The following is a 19,810-nucleotide window of genomic DNA, read 5'->3' as shown; positions in this document are numbered from 1 at the left end:
TGCATGTCTGACGCGCTCTGGGCCGCCCGCCTGGGCGATGCACTCAACCACACCTCGATGATGGCCGACATCCTCGGCGGCGTCCTGGAGGTGGCGGCGAACATCGCGATCACCGCCCTGGCAACCGCCGCCGTGGTCGCGGCCACGGGTATCACCGTGGCCACCGGCGGCCTGGGCTGCTTCGTCCTGGGCCTGGTGGTGGGCACCGTCGTTGGCCTGGCCATGAGCAAGACCGGGGCCGACAAGGGCCTGAGCAATTTATGCGAGGGCATCGGCAACGCCCTCTTTCCGCCCACGGTGCAGGCCAACATCCTCACCGGTTCCAAGGACACCTTCACCAACAACATCCCCTCGGCCCGCGCCGCCGGTGCGGTTGTTTCCCATGTCGCGCCGGCCGGCACCGAGCTGGACATGCCCGAGCCGGAAGAAGAGCCTAGCTACCTGGACATGGCCGGGAATTTCTTCTCGCAGATGTGGCGCCCCACGGTCGCCTCGCCCGCCCCTGGTACGGAGACCCGGCCGGAAGACCTGGTGATCTGCACCAAGCACCCACCCATGCCACCGCAGTTCATGGCCGAAGGCTCGGACAAGGTCACCATCAACGGCCAACCCGCCGTGCGCAGTGGCGACCGCAGCACCTGCGATGCGACGGTGGTGTCGGCCGGGCTGATTTCGCCCAACGTGACCATTGGCGGCGGTTCGGTGGTGGTGCGCGAGATCCGCAGCGGCAAGACCCCGGGCGTGGGCCTGGCGGTCACCGCGCTGCTGATGCTCAAGGGCGGCAAAGGCAAGTTCTTCAGCAAACTGCCGTGCATGCTGGTGGGCGGCGCGGTGTCCATGGCCGCCAGCAGCGCGGCGAACGCGGCCGCCAACGCCGCCATGGGCTCGTCGAACCCGGTGCATGCCGCCACGGGCGCCAAGGTACTGGGCGGTGACGAAGAGCTGGATTTCGTCTTGCCCGGCATCCTGCCGATTGACTGGCAGCGCGTGTACAACAGCCGCGACGAACGCCGCGACAGTTTGTTCGGCACCGGCTGGAGCGTCGCCTACGAAGTCCAAGTGCAAATCCAGCCCCACCCCGACGGCGGCGAAACCCTGGTCTACACCGACGAACAGGGCCGCCCCATCGACATGGGTTCCATCCCGTTGGGCGGCGCGGTGTTCAGCGCCGGCGAGGGCCTGGCCGTGCGCCGCCATGTGAACGGGCAATTGCTGATCGAGAGCGAAGACGGCCTGTACCGTTTGTTCGAACCCTCGCCAGCCAACCCTTCGCACCTGCGCCTGAGCCAACTGGGTGACCGCAACGACAACCGCATCCACCTCGACTACGACGACACCGGACGCCTGGTACGGCTGCGCGACACCTTCGACCTGGTGCAGGTCGAGCTGATCCGCGAACACGAGCGCGTCACCCAGATCGAACGCCTCTACCCCGACCAATCCCGGGAGGTGCTGGTCAGCTACGCCTACGACACAGCGAACACCCTCGCCGAAGTGCGCGACGCCACTGGCCAGGTGCAACGGCGCTTTCGCTACGACGCCGGGCAACGAATGGTCGAGCACCAGTTGCCCACCGGCCTGCACTGCTTTTACGAATGGGCCCTGATCGACGACCAGGAATGGCGCGTGGTCCGCCACTGGACCGACGAAGGCGACGCCTACCAATTCGACTATGACCTCAAGGCTGGCATCACCCGCATCAGCGACAGCCTGCAACGGGTCAGCACGCGGCACTGGAACAGCCAGCACCAGATCATCCAGTTCAGCGACAACCTCGGCCAGACGTGGTTGTTCGAGTGGAGCGATGAGCGCCAGTTGCTCAACGCCACCGATCCACAGGGTGGGACCTACACCTATGGCTATGACGAGGCCGGCAACCTGAGCCAATCCAGTGATCCGCTCGGGCGCATTGAGTCCGTTTTATGGCTCGATCATTGGTCGTTACCGTTAGTAGAAACCGACGCCGCCGGCAACAACTGGCGATATGAATACAATCGCCGCGGCAATTGCATTCGCGAAACAGACCCTCTGGGCCTCGTCACCCGATATCGCTACAACGCTCACGGACAGATCACAGAAATTGTCGACCCCACCGGCAAAAGCAACACCTTGCGGTGGAACAATATGGGGCAGTTGGCTGAACATATTGACTGCTCCGGGTATTCGACAAAATTCAGATATGACCATCGCGGTTATCTACAGGTCATCACGGATGCGCTCGGCGAGCGCACTGCCTATGAACATGACGCCCGTGGCCGCCTGCTGCGTTATCAGTTGCCCGATGGCCGTGTCGAACAATACTTGCGCGACGCCAGCGGTCAACTCACCCGGTACATCGATGCGGCCGGTCACACCACCGTCTATCAGCACGATGGTCGCGGACAAGTTCGCCAGCGCATCGACGCCCATGGAAGGTCGGTTCAATTCAGCTACGACGCCTATGGACGCCTCCAGGCGCTAACCAACGAAAACGGGGAAAGCTATCGATTCGCCTGGGACGCCGGCGACAGGATGATCGAGCAACAGGACCTGGATGGCAGCGCCCGACGTTATGCCTACGACGGGCTGAATAACGCCATTCGCGAGGCCCATTTCCCTGCCCCTTTTGGCCAGGGTATGGCGCTGGTATCCAACAGTCCCATAGAGCCCATCATTCATCACCTTGAGCGAGATGCTGCCGGGCGGCTGATTGGCAAAATGACGGCAGACGGCCGAACCGAGTACACCTACGACGCAGTGGACCAACTCATTGCCGTCACCTTTACGGACAATCAGGGCAACCAACAAAACCTGAACTTTGCCTACGACGCCATCGGCCAACTGCTGGAAGAGCAAAGCTCGGCTGGCCGCTTACAGCATCATTACGATGAGCTGGGCAGCCTGATACAAACGCAGTTACCTGATGGCCGTCGACTCAATCGGTTGTATTACGGCAGCGGCCATCTGCACCAACTCAATATTGACGGACAGCTGATCAGTGATTTCGAGCGCGATCGATTGCACCGTGAAGTCCTTCGCACTCAGGGACGACTCATCACCCGTAGCGAATATGACCGGGGCGGACGTGTGCGTTCGCGCCTGCGACGTCATGCGGACCAGTCGACACTATTGCCGCCTGTGGCGCAGAAACAATTCAACTACGACCCCAATGACAATCTGATCAGTCGCTTCGACCAGACGCCCAGCGGTGATCGCCAACGGCTGCTGCACTACGATGCGACGGGGCGCATTCTCGCCAGCCAAGACAACGTCCAAGGCCCGAGCGAAACCTTCGCCTACGATGCTGCCGCCAACTTGCTGGATGGCCCACAACCCGGCGCCGGGCTGGTGGTGCATAACAAATTACTGACCTACCAAGACAAGCGTTATCGTTACGATGCCTTTGGCCGGATGATCGAAAAACGCAGCGGCGGCCATCGGGTGCAACGCTTTGTCTACGATGCCGAACACCGTTTGATCGAGGTGCATAACCGCAGCGGCTCCCAAGATACGGTCGTCAGGATGACCTATGACCCACTGGGTCGTCGGACGGCAAAAACCGAACATGACAGTCGTGGTTATCCACTGGGTGAAACACGCTTCATCTGGGACGGTTTGCGGCTGCTTCAAGAACAAAAAAACAGCCAGTGCAGCGTTTACCTCTATGACACCGACAGCCACGAGCCCATCGCCCGAGTGGATGGCATCGGTGCTCAACAGAACATTCACTACTACCACAATGATCAGAACGGGCTACCCGAACAGCTCTCGGACGCCAAGGGTGACATCGTCTGGCAAGCGCGCTACCGCGTGTGGGGCAATACCGTTGAGGAAGTGCGTGAGCCTCACTACATCGAAGAACAGAACCTGCGCTTCCAAGGCCAGTACCTGGACCGAGAGACAGGCCTGCACTACAACACGTTTCGCTTTTACGACCCGGATATCGGACGGTTCACCACACCCGACCCCATCGAACTGCTGGGCGGAATCAACCTCTATCAATACGCCCCCAACCCGCTCGGCTGGATAGACCCCTGGGGCTGGTCCTGCCACGGCAACTCGAAAACCAGTCGCAAACCGCAACATGGTTACGAGATCGTGGACACGCGCACGGGTAAAGTCGCCAAAACCGGCGTGAGTGGCGGCAAGATAAAAACAAACGGAAAATCTGTTCGCGCCGAGACCCAGGTGAGGAAATGGAACAACGAACCGGGTAACACGGGACGTTACGAATCCAGAGTCATCAAAAAAGTGCCGGCCGGCCCAGGTGCTCGTTGGAAAATCGAGCACTGGGAGCGAAGAAACGCAAATCGACGCAGGCAGGAACTAGACCCAGCGAGGCATTCAAGACCATGATCTTAAAAGAAATCTACCTGTACCCAGACTTGGGCGAATTCAGCGACGAAATTATTCATCCGTTTCGTGACCAAAGCCGATCGCTTTGCAATTTTCTTGAGCGCAGCCTGAGTGCAGAAAAGTTCGAAACGCCCAACTTCAAGAAAATCTGCTTTGTCGGCACCCGCCATGCCGTCAATGAGCCCTATGTAAACTCCAGCGGTGCGCTCATCGTCAATGTTGGCCTGGATACCGAACTGTATAAAAAATGCACATCGGTCAACGAGCTCAATGAGTTCTTTATACAACGGTTGCTGGAGGGCCTGGAACAATGCCGCCCACACATGGCCTTGCCCCTTGATCTGCTGAAAAACGCCATGGATGAGTTCCGCCGCAACCACTATAAAAACGAGTGGACCTTTAAGCAGAAAAAAATAAAAGGGTCGGACTATGTCTGCGCCCTGGAATGCCAGTTAACCATCGACTGCTTTCTCATGAACCTTAAAGTCTTGAGGAAAGACACACCGGTACTCGACAAAGAAATTCTGCGGACCGCGCCCGACGAAATAGCGTTCGGTCCGTACCTCAAAGACCTCAAGGAAGAAGGCGGCAGAATAAAAGTCATCGACAAGTCGGGTGTGGCCTTCTACACCACCACGGTTGCTAGCCTGGACAAGCTTTGACATTTGTATGCCAATCGAGCCAACAGATGAGCATGAAGTGATTGCCCCACGAGGCTCGCTCGGGTCTACGCCATGAGTATGGAAATTCGCAAGCACCTGGAAGTGGAGCTACTGGCGGCGCTGAAGCAAACAACGGCAGTCCACTTGGACCTGAAGGCCAGCAAAAACAAACTTGGCCTGCTTGCGGCCAAGGAAAAGCTGGGGGAAATCTACGTTCAACACCTGACCAAGGCCGATGGTTATTACGCCGGGTTGGAGATCCATACCTGCGAGGCCTTCAGCTTCTGCAAAGAGCAATCCCCGCCCTACCAGAGCCGGCTGCTGAACGCGTCGTTTTTGTCGAAGAGTTCCTTGTCGGAAGATGCAAAACAATTCGGTGACGAGCTGGGCGGCATCATCAGAACCCCGTCCCCTCAAGCCATCAGCGCAACCGTCAAAAAAATAACCGAACGGCTCGAGAAACTTTACCTGCCCAAGGCAGAGCACAGCGTTCTTGGCTCGCCCGCATTAATCGATGACGTGTTGGCTGAGCCGGATAACTATGCGTTTCCATTCCTGACGATTGTTTTTGCAGCGCACAAAAATAATCTGAGCCTGGATTCGGATGTGCTCAAGAAAGCCCTGGCAACTAAATCAATATTTGGGAACAAGCAGTTCGACTTGGCGCTTGCAAACAAATTACTAGGCGCAGGTTAAACACAAATCCTCGTGGCGAGGGAGCTTGCTCCCGCTGGGTGGCGAAGCCGCCCCAAAAAAAGGCTGGCGCATTCCTACAGAAAACTGCTGCGCCATCGAACGGGAGCAAGCTACCTCGTCACGGTCTGAATACATCTTGAAGTCAGGTATGTATGTGCTGCCGCCCTCTTAAACGGCACGTTAATGTACGGTGGAATTTAAATGATTGATTTTGCAGCCGACATAAAATCCAAACATTCAATTGCGAACATTTTATTGCAAGACAATATCTCGACCTACATGAATGAGCTTTATGAGCGTCATAAAGTCGAGATAAAGAGCTACACGCTACCTGACGGTGAAACTAGAACAGCGTACGTAATCGATAGTACGCTCACCCTCTCGATCCTTCCTGACGGAACAATTTTTTCAATCGGTTGCAACGCGCGATACAAAGGGCTTTACCAGAACACGCTTTCTACAGGTATGCCTTTTGACCAAATAAAAAAACTGACCAAACGCCAGCGCATATTCAATGGCGTCATAATCCTCAACGAGGACTTCGGCCTCTGCTATGTCTTGCCAGCGCCTTATGACGAGATAGCTGACAGTATCGAAAATATACCGCCGACGCTAACGCTGGATGAAATTTACATATCCGACTTTTCTTCCTGGCTTCATAAACCGCAATAACATAAACCATCAAATTATCCGTCTGAATGCCAGCTAGAAAGAGGCAGAGCGGAACGCTGGCTGAGCACACGATTTGAGGCGAAACGCAGATCCCGTGGCGAGGGAGCTTGCTCCCGCTGGGCGGCGAAGCCGCCCCAAAACAGGCTGACGCATTCCTCCAGACAAACCGCGTCAGCCTGGTCACGACGGCTGCGCCGCCGAGCGGGAGCAAGCTCCCTCGCCACAGGACCGCGTACATCTTGAAGCCCGGTGTGTCATGTACCGCCGCCTTCGCGAGCAAGCTCGTTCACAGCATTCTTGTCCGCCCCCCTGTGGGAGCGAGCTTGCTCGCGATGATGGCGACACATTCAACACCACCGGGTCAGACGGACCGTTATCGCGAGCAAGCTTGCTCCCACAGGGGATGTCACCACCAAGACGAAACATCACCCAAGGCATCACGTAACTGAGCCGCACTAATACGCCGCTGCCCCGGATCAAACGCCAACGCCATCCGCAGCGCCGGCCAGCAACGCCTGGGCAGGTTGCGCGGTGCCTTGAGCGCGCGTTCCAACCGGGCATCGCGGGCCTGGATGGCGGGTAAGCGTTGGAACGGGTGTTTGCCGCTCGCCAGCTCATACAGCACGCAAGCCACACCATAGACATCGGCACCCGCTGACAAGGGCGCACCGTCAAGCAGTTCAGGCGCCGCGTAACCCGGCGTCCAGGCGTTGAGGCGTTCACGGTTCAGGTTTGGCAGGTGCTGCGAGGCCCCTCCCTCGGCCAGGCCCAAACCGAAATCGAACAAACGCAGCCCTTCTTCGCTCAACATGACGTTGCTTGGCTTCATGTCGCCATGCAGCACGCCACGGCTGTGGGCGTACGCCAGGGCATCGAGCAGCGGCACGGCGATCGCCTTCAGTTCCGGCCAAGGTAACCCGAGGGGCCGTTCGCAAAGCAGCTGGTCCAGGGTCATGCCGCGCATCAGTTCCATGGTAATGAACGCTCGCCGTTGGGCGGCATCCACTTCGAAGGTGTAGGGGCGCAAGATATTCGGGTGGTGCAATCGCCGCATCAGGGCGAACTCGCTGTAGAGCAGCGCACTCGCATCGACTGCCCCATTGAATGCCTCACTGAGCATCTTCAGCGCAAGGTACGGATCGGGATCGGCGTATTGTTCGTGCAACAGATCCCGCGCGCGGTAAACGACGCCCATGCCGCCAGCCCCAAGCAAGCGTTCGAGGCGATAGCGTCCTGCGAGTATGTCCGGTACTTCGCTGACGCAACGCTGGCCGGATGTCACAGCGGGCACCGCGTTGGCGAAGGCGAAATACGTGGGATGACCACCCTCTTCATTCACGGTCGGATCACGACGGCCGTCAGGTTATCCCGCGCTGGGCCACGCAAGACGTCAGCGAAAAGTTGCTCCAGCACCCTACATGGCGAAGCCAGGCCCAAGGCATTGCCAAGGGCTTGCGCGCCAAGGTCCTGGTACACGCCGTCACTGCACAGCAAGAATGTATCGCCCGGGTGAACATCCAGCTCCAGCACCTCCAACGTCAGTTCTGGCGCGGCACCCACCGCGCGGGTCAATGCCTTGGCCGCAGGATGGGCACCGGCTTCATCGCGGCTGATGTGTTGCGTGTCCATCAGTTGTTGTTGCAGCGAGTGATCTTTGGTCAGTTGGTACAACCGTCGACCGCGCCACAGGTAACAACGGCTATCGCCCGCCCAGACGCAGACTCCGCGGTTCCCTTCCAGCAACAACGCCACCACCGTGCTGCCGGTAATGCCGGGATGATCTTCAGTGACGGTAAGCTCCTGGCTCAACCGGCGGTTGGTCCGGCGCAGGCATTGGCGCACCGCTTTCGAACGTTCATCCAAGTCCTGATACAAGGGCAGCTCCGTCAGGTTGGCAACGATCAATTGGCTGGCGATGTCGCCGCCCGAGTGGCCGCCCATGCCGTCGGCGACCGCCCACACGCCCTGTTGTGGGCAGTCAAGAAAGGCGTCCTCGTTACGTGTTCGGGTCTTGCCAGGATCGGTGCGCGCGGCGCTGCGCCAGGGGCCGGGCTGCTTCAAAGCTGCACCGGTAGGCGAAAGGTGCGCAGCACACTCATATCAAAAGGGTTCGGCGTGCGCTGGCTCGTCAGTAAATAATTGGCGCGCAGGCCACCCAAATCCGCCTTCAATACGCGGACATCACGCCCGACCAGGTATTCGCTCTGCATCAGATCGAACAGCCGAAACAGCGACCACGGCCCGCTATTCTTCTCGATGCCGACGCCGCGTCCGACCATTTTGTCCAGCACCAGGGCGGTTCGACCATTCTGCGCGTCGCTTGGCCAAGTAAACGCCATCGGCAGGATCGGACCGTGGCGGTACTCAAGCGTCAGGTCGCCAAAGCGGAATTCAGCACGGCTCACCACCGGATCCAGGGTGTACGGTTCAAGCTTGAACTGCACTTGCGGTTCGGTCGGGTTCTCGGCGAAAAAGCTCCGGCGAATGGTATGCACGGTCGCCATCTGCTCCAGATAGGCCCGGGACATCGGCAAGCTCTGGCCGTCGATGCTGCGCAGGCGATAGCGCCCCGCGGGGCCGCTGACGAAGGGCTGCATGTAATGGTCGAAGAATCGATCGACGATGCCCTGGTCCTTGAAGAACTCGCGGAAGTCGTTGAGCGCGACGTCGCTGGCGCTGTGGGCGCTGAACGGATACCGCTTGTTGATCGCCTTGCCGTAAAAACTGTACAGCTCGCTCTGATAACGCTGGTTCAGGTAGCGGTACGCGTCGTTGAGCACCAAGCGCCAACTGTCCTCAGCGAGCACGTTGAACCACGCATTGACCGGCCGCGGCAGACGAGCAGAGGCATTACGAAGGTTGCTCAACGCGTCGCGCTGGCCACCCATGCGCAGCCTGGCCAGTTCGAAGGCCGCTTGTTCCGGTGCGCTGGCCCGCGCCAGGTTCGCCAGTTGCAATTGCACGTCATCAAGGGCCCGCAAAGCCTGGACCAGGTCAGCCGTGGGCGCTCCCTCCCCGTCCAACAGGCGATGCAGCGGTTCGAAACGCCGTCGCAAGGATTTTTGCGCGGTGTCCGGCAGATGTTCGGTGAGGGACGCAGCGGCTTTCCCCGCCACGGTGGCAAACTTTTTAACGGCCCTTCCTCCCTTTCCTGCCGCTGGCGTCAGGTCTCCGAGTGGCTCGGCAACAGTCTGGAAACGGGTGTTTTCGCGCACTTGCACCAGCAGCCGCAGGATCGGCGAATGAGCCGAGGTCAGGCCCGCGAGTTGCTCGGCGCCCTCACCCACATGACTGATGGTTTGCAGGGCGACCTGGCCGACGGCTTCACTCCAGTGGTCGGCATAATCACGAAAATACAGCTGTTCCAATTCGACCATCAGACGACGCATGTCCATGCCGCTGAGGCCTTCGCCCTCACCCAGTACCCAGTTGTCCCGCAGCAGTTCGGTGACAAAGGCCGCGCCCTGAACCGAAAAGTAGCGTTCGTAGCCCTGGCGGGTGTAGAAACCGGGAATCGCACGGTCGGTGCCCACCAGCAGCGCACCTTGTGAACCCAGGTGTTGGCTGAGTCGGTAAGGCGGCAGAGGACTGGCCTGTTCGTGCAGCATCCTGTACACGACGGCGGCCAAGGACTCACGCCGAAGGGCCTCCCGAGCCTGGGCCACCAGCGGCTCGTTGAGCACATGGATGAAGGGCAGCTCCAACAGGCGCGCAAAGTGAGCATTCAAGCGCTCTTGCAGCGCCGAGTTGCCGGGGTAACGAAGCGATCCGTCTTTGGCCACCCGATCCTTGAGCCAGGCGATATCGCGATGCTCTTTCAAGCCCAGCATCAAGTACGCGCGCAGGCTATTGAGCAGTTGCCCGCGATCATCCCGGTTGTTGCGGACATGTTCCTCCAGCCTCTGCGCGATCCTTGGTAACAGTTGCACCTGCAATTCGCGCTCGTATGCATCGGTCACCGCAGCCTTGGTCGCTTCACCCTGATACAGACCGACACGCTCATACACCGGCACCGCACTGGAGGGTGGAAAAACCTGAGTGGCCTCGAAGCGGATATCCAATGATTCGAGCATCGCGGTCCAATCATCGGTGCTCATTTGGGTCGATTGCTGCCGATCCCAGCGCTGCGCCAGCGTACGCAAGCTGTCCAGGCCCTCGTGATTGGTTGAAAAACCGTTCGCCCACAACAGCCCGCACAAGCCAACGACCGTCAGCGCCCCCAAGTACAACGCCCGCTGGCCCCAATGGATACGACGGCGTTCGCGTTGAACGAGATCGCTCAGATCGGCTTCCGGAAAAATCACCCGGCTGAGCAGGTGATGAATGAACCGCGAGCGCCGGCCAGGGGCGGTATGGCTGGCACCCAAGCCTGCGTTACCAGGCTCGGCGGTCGAGATCGCCGTGCGGTCCGGCGACGATGCGCAGGTCAAATAGAAACCACGCAACGTACCAACGTTGCCACTGAACGCCTGCTCGACCAGCAGGCACAAGCTGTTGCCGAGTTGTCCCAGTTGATGAGGAAAATCCAGCATGCGGCTACGGCGCAATGTGTCGCGCTCCTGATGCATGCGCATGATCATTTGGCTGTTGAGCCGATGCAGCAACGCTTCGAACTCGGTACGTAACAGGGTGATGTCGCTGCCGTGCGGGGCCCGGCTGAAACTCGCGCCCAGCACCTGGTGGTTTTCCTCGCGAGTCAGCGAATCAAAGAACTCATTGAAGCCGGGCACGCTGTCCGCTTTGCTCAGCACCAGGTAAATCGGGACATCGATGTGCAGTCGCCGTTGCAGCTCCTGCAGGCGACCACGAACTTGGCGGGCCAGTGTAGTGACTTCATCCTCGCCGCCAAGCAACAGGACTTCGCATGGCACCGTCACCAGTACGCCGTTCAACGGACGACTGCGGCGGCGCTTGCGCAACAGTTTGAGCAATACGGCCCAGCCGCTGCCGTCGACCTCACTGTCCGTTTGGGTCAGATAACGCCCAGCGGTGTCGATCAGCACGGCGTGCTCGGAAAAATACCCATCGCAATACCGAGTGCCGGATGCGTCGCTGACAGCGCTGCGCTCTGGTCTATTGAGAGGGAACTCCAGGCCCGAGCAATCCAGTAGACGGGTCTTGCCGCTGGCAGGCGGGCCTAGCAGCAGGTACCAGGGCAAATCGCTGCGGCCGGCATAAAGGTTCGAGGACCTTAACGTGGTTAAGGACTGCTTGAAGCGCGAGCGCACTTCGCGCCGCTCATCGTCAATCCTGGCTTGGAGCAGGGCCCGAGCCTGGTCGGGGACATTCTGTTGGGGACTCGCGTTTGAAGCGGCACGCCCATTGACGAAAACCATGCCCAGACCCCAGCCCAGCGCCAGCACGCTGGCGGTCAGCAATCGCGCCGTCGGGCTCGCCCAGAACTTGTAGTCATTGACGGCCAGGAGTGGCCCGGCGAACCACACCAACAGCGTGACACACAGCACCAGCAGCAGCGTCCAAACCCAGGTTTGGCGCACCCAGGCGCCGGCTTTCCTGAAAAGCAATTTCATGACACGTCCCTGTTTACGGCAGCGGCTGAGCAGCGACCGGTTCTGACAGTTGATAAGGTTGCAATACGCTTTTGCGTTGCTCGTCCAATACCCAGGCGAAACTCGAATACATCACCCCCAGGCAGACCAGCGTGAACACCGCCACCGTCCAGGCCGGGACAATGCGCACCGGACGGCGGCGCGCACCGTCGAAGCCCTCCCAGTGAGGCGACAGTTCACGCGGGGTGTCGCCACGGGTCTGGAGAATCTGCCGATACAGGGCGTCGCGCAGGTTTTCGAGTTCGAGCATCCCGCGGGTCTGAATCCGGTATTTACCCTCGAAGCCCAGGGACAGGCACAGGTACAACAACTCCAGCATGGGCAGGTGCTTGATGGGGTTCTTCGACAGGCGCTCAAGCAATTGAAAGACTTTCTCGCCGCCGAAGGTTTCGTTGTGGAAGGTACTGAGCAGACTTATCTGTGACCAACCGCCCCCGTGGCCCCACGGCGTGGTGACAATCGCCTCATCGATCACCGTGCACAGCACGTAACGTGCGGCGATCAACTGACTGTTTTCTACACCGCCCTGCAAGGCACAGGCTTCGAACTGCTCCAAGCCGCGCTTCAGTTCTCCTTTAAGAGCGTGCAGGTCCTCGCGTTCACGACCGTGCTTGAGCTGAACCATGTGCGACAGCAACCCGGACGCCGCCGCGACCAGCGGATTGAGGCTGACCGTGAATGCTTGGGACTGCGGCAGGTGCGCGGCGTAGATCATGCGTTCTTGCAACTGTTCGAAGCGCGGCGGTGCGCCAGCGTCGGTCAAGGGCCCTGAAGTGGGACGTTGCCCGTGGTGGTCGAGCAGGACCGTTGTTTCGTCCTGAAGATGTTCCTGATCCATTTGGTTCAGTTCCTGATGGCCCAAAAATTCAGTTCAAGCTCGGCGAAATCGCCACTGACATGGAATGCAAAACCTGCGGAGCGCTTCAGTTGCGCAAGGTCTTCGGCGTTGGGCTCGAGAATGAAATAGGTTTTGTTGGCATGGAACGCAATCTGCCGCGGGGCCACGGGCAAAGGCCTGATCTTGATGCCGGGCAGATGCAGGTTGACCAACTGGCGGATGCGTTCCACCGAACCGACCTTGAGGTGCGCCGGCAATCGATGACGCAGCTCTTCGCCGTCGCAGTGGGCACTTGCCGCCAGTACGAACGAAGCGGTGTCCAGCAGCGACAGATCCGGCACCGGCGAGACGATGATTCCGTATTGGCGCGGCTGCAGTGGCAGCTCGATAGCGTGTTGCTCAAGCACCATCGACAAGACCTGGCGGATCGCTTGCAGCAGGCCTCGAAAACACGCGCCTTGGTCGCTGTGCTGATAGCGGTTGTTGAGTGGTGGGCGCTTGCTGTCACTGGAGAACGTTGCCAAGTCACCCAGCAGCGCCAGCAGCGTTCGGTACAGCGTTTCTGGGTGCACCTGCTCCAGATCCAGGTCATGACGCAGCAACAGTTCGCTGCGGTTGATCAGTTGCAGCATCATGAAATCGCCGACTTGCGCACCACCGGCCTTGCCACTGGAACGGATCCGCTCAGCCAGGGTGTCGCCTCGATGGGCAAGCATGCCGATGATCTCCTTGAGACACGACAGCAAGTAGTGGGAAGAGCGAGCCTGGATGAAGGTCGGCACAAAGTTCGGATCGAGCCTGATCACCCCATCGGCCGTGGTATCGAGCACCTCGCAAAGCTTGAGTTTCACGAACGCATGATCACTCTGCTGCTCGCCTAATAGCAGGCGCAGGTCCGGACGGCCGCAACTGATCTGACTCCCGCCGGCCTCTCCGGCGTTGGAGTCGGTCACCTGCGCGTCGTAGAGGGTATAGCGCGCCAGCACATCAGACTGCTCCGGACGACGGGACTCGATGTGATTGCCGGTCACCAATGGCAGCGCGAGGTAGATCGGCGTATTGCGGGTATTGGACGGCACTTCCAGGGCCAGCGGCTCGGCGTTGCCACCCAGTTCGAACAGGCTGCCGTCCGGCAGGACCCCGCTGGCCTGGCTGACCACCAGTTGCCCCATGTTGAGGAATTGCAGATCGATCTCCAGTGCCAGGAATCCCCAGGCGTAACTGGCCAGCAACCGAGTTCGAACCTTCAACTGGTGGTCGAAATAGCGATCGTTGTGTTGCAGATGTTGCGGGCGCAACAGCATGCCTTCTTGCCAGATGACCTTATCGTGATTCATCGGTCAGCCACCTTGGCCAGTCGCTCAAGCGTATTGGCGATTCCATCCTCGTCGAGGGTCAGGCGCGCTTCGGTCACCTGCGTCGCAGCCACCGGCAGTGTGTAGCGCCAGCGGGCGTGTGGCAGGTCACGGTACGCCGCGAGCAGGCCGACGTAACGGCCGTTCCCAGTGATACCGAGCCTGAGCTCGACGGTTTCACCTGGGCGCAGTTCCAGCTCTTCACTGGAAACCAGATCAGGGGCCAGTGTTTCCCTCGCACGCTCATAAAGGCTGAAGAAATCTGCGTTTTCAAAAGCCACCGGGTGCTTGAGTTCGAACAACCGCACCACCACGGGCGATGGTCGTCCATTGAGATCGGGGTTGAGTCGATCACTGGCCGCCAGGGTGAGGTTGAGCTTGGTCATCGTCGAAAAAGGCGACAGCGTGGTGCAACCGGCCAGCAGCAGGGTCGTGGTGAGCGTCGTCAGTATCTTGGATAAGTGCATCGTGCAGTGCGGCATGGACGTCATCCGTGATGGTCGATTTGCAGGCTGGCAATCAAGCGAACCTGTTCTTCATAGGTCTGGGCCAGGCGCAGTTCGCTTTTCAATTCCGAGCGAGTGCGCAGGCTCTGTTGCAAGCCCTGAATGCTTTGCTTGAGCAGTAGCGCGGCGTTGATCGCCAGGGCCTCGCGCGCCTTGCCATCCAGGCTTTCGAGATCCATGCCCAAGGCCGTACCGAAGCGCTGCCAAAAGCCGTCGCGCAGGTGGCCAATAATTTCGTTGGGTGGGATGGGGGCAGGTCCTGGTTCGACTGGCGCTGCGACCAGCTCCGGCAAGAGCAGGCTTTCCATGTCGATACGCGCATAGTCCGGCCGTTCAAGGGCGTCCGTAGGCACGGGAGCAGGGTTTATCAGCTCATCGATGTCCAGCAAGGCCCGCTCCTGCTGATCCAGCGCCTGCAGCGGATCGAGCTCCAGAAAGGCGTCATCCGGGATGAGACTGTCGACCGGCCTCGGACGGCTCGCTTCGGCAAGATTGCCCGCTGGCCCGGAGACCAGCCGTGCGAGGATCTCGAAATCGCCCATGATGTAGGCATTCCCATCCAGTATCGGTACCGGCTCGCCCTTGGGCAGGCGCACGCCGCTTTCACGATGGGTCGTGCCATTACCACTGGTGTCGGTCAGGAAAAATGCGCCGTCACGAAAACTGACGTGCGCGTGACGCTTGGACAGCAGGCGCTCTCGGTCAGGGATGAGCCAGTGGCAGCCCTCGCCCCGCCCGATCACGCCACCGGCCGGACCGAAGGTCTTTTGGCACAGCCGTGACGGGACGAACTGACTGGCGTTGAGCATTTCGAAAACAAGTTCCATCTATCAAAGGCTCCTTGGCGTCACTTGCCGCGATTGACCGCCTGTGGATCACCCAGAGGGCGATAACCACTGTCGTTGAATTTATAATTGGCGTTGCAACCGCCGAGGGCGAATGACACGAGAAGCGCCAACAGGACGGCTCGCCAGGGAAAGACAGGCATCAATAAGTCTCCAGGATGAAAGGGACGGGCTGGAACGTGTACGAATAGCGCGAGGGAAGGATCAACCATTGAAATCACCGCGCTGGACGTTCAGGCGCGCGAGGCGATAGATCAATGTGCGCAGCGGCAGACCGAGTTCGCGGGCGGCGCGGGTTTTGTTACCCGAGTGCTCGCGCAGGCAATCGATCAACAGACCACGCTCGATCTGCTCCATCCGCTCACGCAGGTTGATACGACCGCGCTCGGAGGGGGGTCGATGTGCAGCGAAAAATGCTCGATGAGCAGTTCGCCGCTCTCGCACAGGAGCACAGCCCTTTCCACGACGCTCTTGAGTTCACGGACGTTTCCCGGGAAGCCGTAGGCAGACAGGTGATCGAGCGCCGCGTCTGACCAGCGCACCGGATCACGCTGCAGAAGCGTGCAAGCCTTGTCGGCAAAATGCCGCGCCAGCTCAATGATGTCGCCTTCGCGCTGACGCAGCGCCGGTAACTGGATCGGGAACTGTGCGAGGCGGTAATAAAGGTCTTCGCGGAACTTGCCCTCCTCCATCAACTGTTTAAGGTCGCGATGAGTGGCGGCAACGATGCGTACGTCGACGTGGTGAGTGTCGTTGGAGCCCAACGGACGAATTTCGCCCTCCTGCAACACTCGCAGCAACTTGGCTTGCAGGGACATCGGCATGTCGCCAATTTCATCGAGCAACAGCGTGCCGCCGTTGGCCGCGTCGAATAGTCCGGCACGGTCTCGGTCGGCACCGGTGAACGCGCCCCTGCGATAGCCGAACAGCTCACTCTCCAGCAAATTCTCGGGAACCGCGGCACAGTTCTGCACGATAAATGCCTTGGATCGACGCGGGCCGTTGTCATGGAGAGCCCGGGCCACCACCTCCTTGCCGGTACCGGTCTCGCCCCGCAGCAAGACGGTATAGGGGCTGTGCAGTACCTTACTGATCAATGAGCAGGTCTTGCGCATGGCCATGCTCTTGCCGATCAGGCCGTAGCTGATGCCGCTCGGCAGGCTTGAGGTAACAGAGGCCTCGGCCGGACGGCGCAGACGCTGCAGCTGATGCAGCTGGCCAAGCACGAAGGCCCCGAGATACCCCAAGGATTCAGCGGCTCCATGCAAGTCGAGATGCTGAACACTGGCACACAACAACAGGCCTGCGACGCTCCCTCCCGGGTCGATCAAAGGTACACAAAGTAGCGATTGCCAGGGCGTGGCCCGGGCAGGCAGGAAGCGGGTTTCGTGCACGCTGTCGCTCAACGCGCCAAGGCACACCACACGGTTCTGGCACAGGGAAAACTGCAGCAATTGCTCAGTGTGGTAATCGGAGGACAGGCTTTGCGGGTCACGAAACTGCAACTGGCCGTCCAGGCATTCGGTGTTCAGTTCCAGGCGGGTACCGGTGGCATCGAGCAAATACAACTGCACCAGTTCACAGCCGCTGAGCCGTGCCACTCCCTGAATGAAATGCCCTACCAACTCCGCACCGTCCGCCAAACGTGAAAGGCTGGAGAACTGCGCCAAGAGCGCTTCGGCATAGTCCAGCGGCTGCGAGAGCTTATTGAACATGGCGCTCATCTCAGGAGAACTCACACGACACGCTGGCATCGCCGTTGAGCACCGCGTGTACATGCCGCAGCGGTTCGCCACCGGCCATGGCCGCGAGCAACCGGTCGGCAACCAGCGGCGTGACATGCCGGTCGAGCAGTTGGTCAATCAGCCGCGCGCCACGGTCATTGCGACTGCAGCGCTCGACCAGGTGGCTCACCAAATGCTCGCAGTAACTGAAGCCCAATTGACGACGGTGCAGCCGCTCGCCCAGGCGCTTGAGTTTGATTTCCACCAGTTCACGCAGCACGGGCCCGCTGACCGGGTAATACGGCACCACACACATGCGGGCCAGCAGCGCTGACTTGAAATGGTCGATAAGGATCGGGCGAATGGATTCCTCAAGGCGTTCGGCACTCGGTTGTGCGCCGTTTTCGCACAGCTCGTCAATACGCTCACTGCCCAGGTTCGATGTCAGCAGAATCAGGGTGTTGCGAAAATCGATCTCCCGCCCTTCCCCATCATTGGCCAGGCCTTTGTCGAAGATCTGGTAGAACAGGTTCAACACATCCGGGTCGGCTTTTTCGACCTCATCGAGCAACACCACGCTATAGGGCTTTTGCCGCACGGCTTCGGTGAGCATGCCGCCTTCGCCAAAACCGACGTAACCCGGCGGCGCTCCGATCAGTCGGGAAACGGTATGTTTCTCCTGGAACTCGGCCATGTTGATCGTGGTGATGAACCGCTCACCGCCATAAAGCAGGTCGGCCAGGGCATGTGCCGTTTCGGTCTTGCCGACACCACTGGGGCCCACCAACAGAAATACGCCCACCGGAGCATCGGGTTTGTTCAGGCCTGCGGCGCCAGCGCGTAACGCGCGATCAAGCGCCTGCACGGCCGGTTCCTGGCCGCGAATGCGAGCACGCAGGTCTGTGGCAAAACTGGCGATTTTCAAGTTGTGCTCGCGCGCCAGTTGCGCCAGCGGTACACCGGTCCAGGCGTTGATCACTTCGGCGACCAGTCGCGGGCAAACTTCAAAGCTGACCAGGCGTTCATGGGTTTGCGCGGCCACCAGCGTGCCGTGTGTTTCATCCACCGCCGCCGCCAGGGCTTCGATACTGAGGGCTTGGTCCACTGCGCTTTCCCGTGCCCCGGCCAATTGCTGCCGCAGCGACAGCAAACGTTCCGCGAGGATACGTTGCTCGGTCCATTGGATTTCCAACGTTTGGCGCTCGTCTTCAATGGCCGCCAGACGCACCTCCAGCGCCTCCAACGCTTGAAGATCAATTGATAGGCCCGCCTCTGCATCGCGCCGCAGCGCCCGGCGTTGGCGCTCGCCTTCGGCCCATTCGCCGCGCAATCGCTCCAGACTTTGCGGGGCAACGGCCAGGCTGATGCGCACGCGAGCGCAGGCGGTATCGAGCACATCGACGGCCTTGTCCGGCAACTGACGACCGGCCAGATAGCGGGCCGACAATTGCGCTGCCGCGACCACCGCGTCATCGCGCAGGTAAATGCCATGACTGTTTTCGTAGACCCGGGCCAGGCCACGCAGGATGGTCACCGCCTCGCTGACGGTCGGCTCGTGCAATTGCACCGGTTGGAAACGACGGGCCAGGGCTGGGTCTTTTTCAAAATATTTTTTGTACTCGGTCCAGGTGGTGGCCGCGATCGTTCGCAGCTCGCCCCGGGCCAAGGCCGGCTTGAGCAGGTTCGCCGCATCGGCGCCCCCGGCGCTGTTGCCTGCGCCGATCAAGGTATGGGCCTCGTCGATGAACAGGATGATGGATGTTGGCGAAGCCTTGACCTCGTCGATCACCCCCTTGAGACGACGCTCGAATTCACCTTTGATGCTGGCACCGGCCTGCAGCAGCCCCATATCCAGCGACAGCAGTTCAACGCCCTCAAGCGCCGGGGGTACGTCCCCGGCGACGATACGCAACGCCAACCCTTCAACGATGGCGGTCTTGCCCACCCCCGCTTCACCGACCACGATTGGATTGTTTTTGCGACGCCGAACGAGGATATCGATCATCTGCCTGATTTCGCCGTCGCGACAAAGCACCGGGTCGAGTTGGCCTTCGCGGGCCTGTCGGGTCAGGTCATGGGTAAAGCGCGCCAGCAGGGAGCCGTCCGGCGGGGTGGGCAGGCCGGCAACCGGTTGAGCCTGTTGAGCCTGTTGCGACAAGGCGAACGCTTTCAGCCGATCGATGCTCAGCCGGTTAAGCAGCGTCAGATAAGCACTCCCGGCGTAGCGAAGGGGGTTGCGCAGCAACGCCAGGAGCAACGCGGCTTGTCCGACCTGGCTACGGCCGAGTTCGAGATTGGCCACCAGCAGCGCATCCTGTAACCACTGCACCAGTTCCGGGGCGAATACCGGGTTGCGCGAAGCGCTGTGCCCCATCCGTGGTTGCAGGGCCGCGCTCAGCTCGCCCGCACTGACCTGGGCATCGTGCAAGGCACGCACCAGCAGACCTTGGGGACGTTCCAACAAGCCCAACATCAAGTCTTCCACCAGGACCTTGTCTGCACCACGGGCCACGCATTGCTCGGCAGAGCGCTCCAGATCGCGGCTGGTTTCGGCGTCCAACGCCTGGATCAGTTGCTGAAGGTCTACGTTGATCATGTCATCCATTC

The 19,810-nt window shown here is 60.1% G+C and carries 12 protein-coding genes and 2 pseudogenes; 4 read left to right on the top strand and 10 right to left on the bottom strand.

The features are described from left to right. Window positions 1-3: 3 nt before the first annotated feature. From AB4N80_RS05785 to AB4N80_RS05770, 4 genes are all read left to right on the top strand, one after another. On the top strand, window positions 4-4,335 hold the full coding sequence (locus tag AB4N80_RS05785; RefSeq protein ID WP_460081105.1) for an RHS repeat-associated core domain-containing protein: 4,332 nt from the start codon (window positions 4-6) through the stop codon (window positions 4,333-4,335). Further along, a complete protein-coding gene (locus AB4N80_RS05780; RefSeq protein WP_122567597.1) occupies window positions 4,332-4,997 on the top strand; it encodes a hypothetical protein in 666 nt (221 codons plus the stop codon). The genes AB4N80_RS05785 and AB4N80_RS05780 overlap by 4 nt, the downstream gene beginning before the upstream one ends. A 72-nt stretch (window positions 4,998-5,069) precedes the next feature. Then, the gene (locus AB4N80_RS05775; protein ID WP_460081103.1) at window positions 5,070-5,693 is read left to right on the top strand and encodes a hypothetical protein; all 624 of its coding nucleotides are present in this window, start codon (window positions 5,070-5,072) and stop codon (window positions 5,691-5,693) included. 201 nt (window positions 5,694-5,894) lie between these two features. Next, window positions 5,895-6,365 (top strand): hypothetical protein, encoded by a 471-nt coding sequence (locus AB4N80_RS05770; protein ID WP_122567598.1) that lies wholly within the window; start codon window positions 5,895-5,897, stop codon window positions 6,363-6,365. Window positions 6,366-6,771: 406 nt separating this feature from the next. On the opposite strand, the gene AB4N80_RS05765 is transcribed toward AB4N80_RS05770, so the two are convergent. The 10 genes and pseudogenes from AB4N80_RS05765 to tssH all read right to left on the bottom strand — a co-directional run bounded on the left by AB4N80_RS05765 (window position 6,772) and on the right by tssH (window position 19,799). After that, on the bottom strand, window positions 6,772-7,704 hold the full coding sequence (locus AB4N80_RS05765; RefSeq protein ID WP_122567599.1) for a serine/threonine-protein kinase: 933 nt from the start codon (window positions 7,702-7,704) through the stop codon (window positions 6,772-6,774). Beyond that, complete coding sequence (locus AB4N80_RS05760) at window positions 7,701-8,426, bottom strand: PP2C family protein-serine/threonine phosphatase (protein WP_122567600.1); 726 nt, start codon at window positions 8,424-8,426, stop codon at window positions 7,701-7,703. The genes AB4N80_RS05765 and AB4N80_RS05760 overlap by 4 nt, the downstream gene beginning before the upstream one ends. Further along, window positions 8,423-11,896: a type VI secretion system membrane subunit TssM gene (gene tssM, locus AB4N80_RS05755; protein ID WP_460081097.1), complete on the bottom strand. Its 3,474-nt coding sequence runs from the start codon at window positions 11,894-11,896 to the stop codon at window positions 8,423-8,425. The genes AB4N80_RS05760 and tssM overlap by 4 nt, the downstream gene beginning before the upstream one ends. A 13-nt stretch (window positions 11,897-11,909) precedes the next feature. Further along, entirely contained in the window at window positions 11,910-12,773 is an 864-nt protein-coding gene (gene icmH, locus AB4N80_RS05750; RefSeq protein ID WP_122567602.1) for a type IVB secretion system protein IcmH/DotU, read from the bottom strand. Window positions 12,774-12,778: 5 nt separating this feature from the next. Continuing rightward, window positions 12,779-14,110 (bottom strand): type VI secretion system baseplate subunit TssK, encoded by a 1,332-nt coding sequence (gene tssK / locus AB4N80_RS05745; RefSeq protein WP_354335983.1) that lies wholly within the window; start codon window positions 14,108-14,110, stop codon window positions 12,779-12,781. After that, complete coding sequence (gene tssJ, locus AB4N80_RS05740) at window positions 14,107-14,610, bottom strand: type VI secretion system lipoprotein TssJ (protein WP_122567604.1); 504 nt, start codon at window positions 14,608-14,610, stop codon at window positions 14,107-14,109. The genes tssK and tssJ overlap by 4 nt, the downstream gene beginning before the upstream one ends. Before the next feature lie 59 nt (window positions 14,611-14,669). Next, window positions 14,670-15,461, bottom strand: a pseudogene (gene tagH, locus AB4N80_RS05735) (type VI secretion system-associated FHA domain protein TagH); the annotation flags it as partial. 20 nt (window positions 15,462-15,481) lie between these two features. Beyond that, entirely contained in the window at window positions 15,482-15,622 is a 141-nt protein-coding gene (locus AB4N80_RS05730; protein ID WP_122567606.1) for a type VI secretion protein, read from the bottom strand. A gap of 61 nt (window positions 15,623-15,683) precedes the next feature. Next, a pseudogene (locus tag AB4N80_RS05725) lies at window positions 15,684-17,194 on the bottom strand (sigma-54 interaction domain-containing protein). 10 nt (window positions 17,195-17,204) lie between these two features. Beyond that, on the bottom strand, window positions 17,205-19,799 hold the full coding sequence (gene tssH / locus AB4N80_RS05720; protein ID WP_460081092.1) for a type VI secretion system ATPase TssH: 2,595 nt from the start codon (window positions 19,797-19,799) through the stop codon (window positions 17,205-17,207). Window positions 19,800-19,810 lie beyond the last annotated feature (11 nt).

The organism is Pseudomonas sp. H3_A02 (genome assembly GCF_054671965.1).
This window is presented reverse-complemented; position numbering and strand designations above follow the sequence as displayed.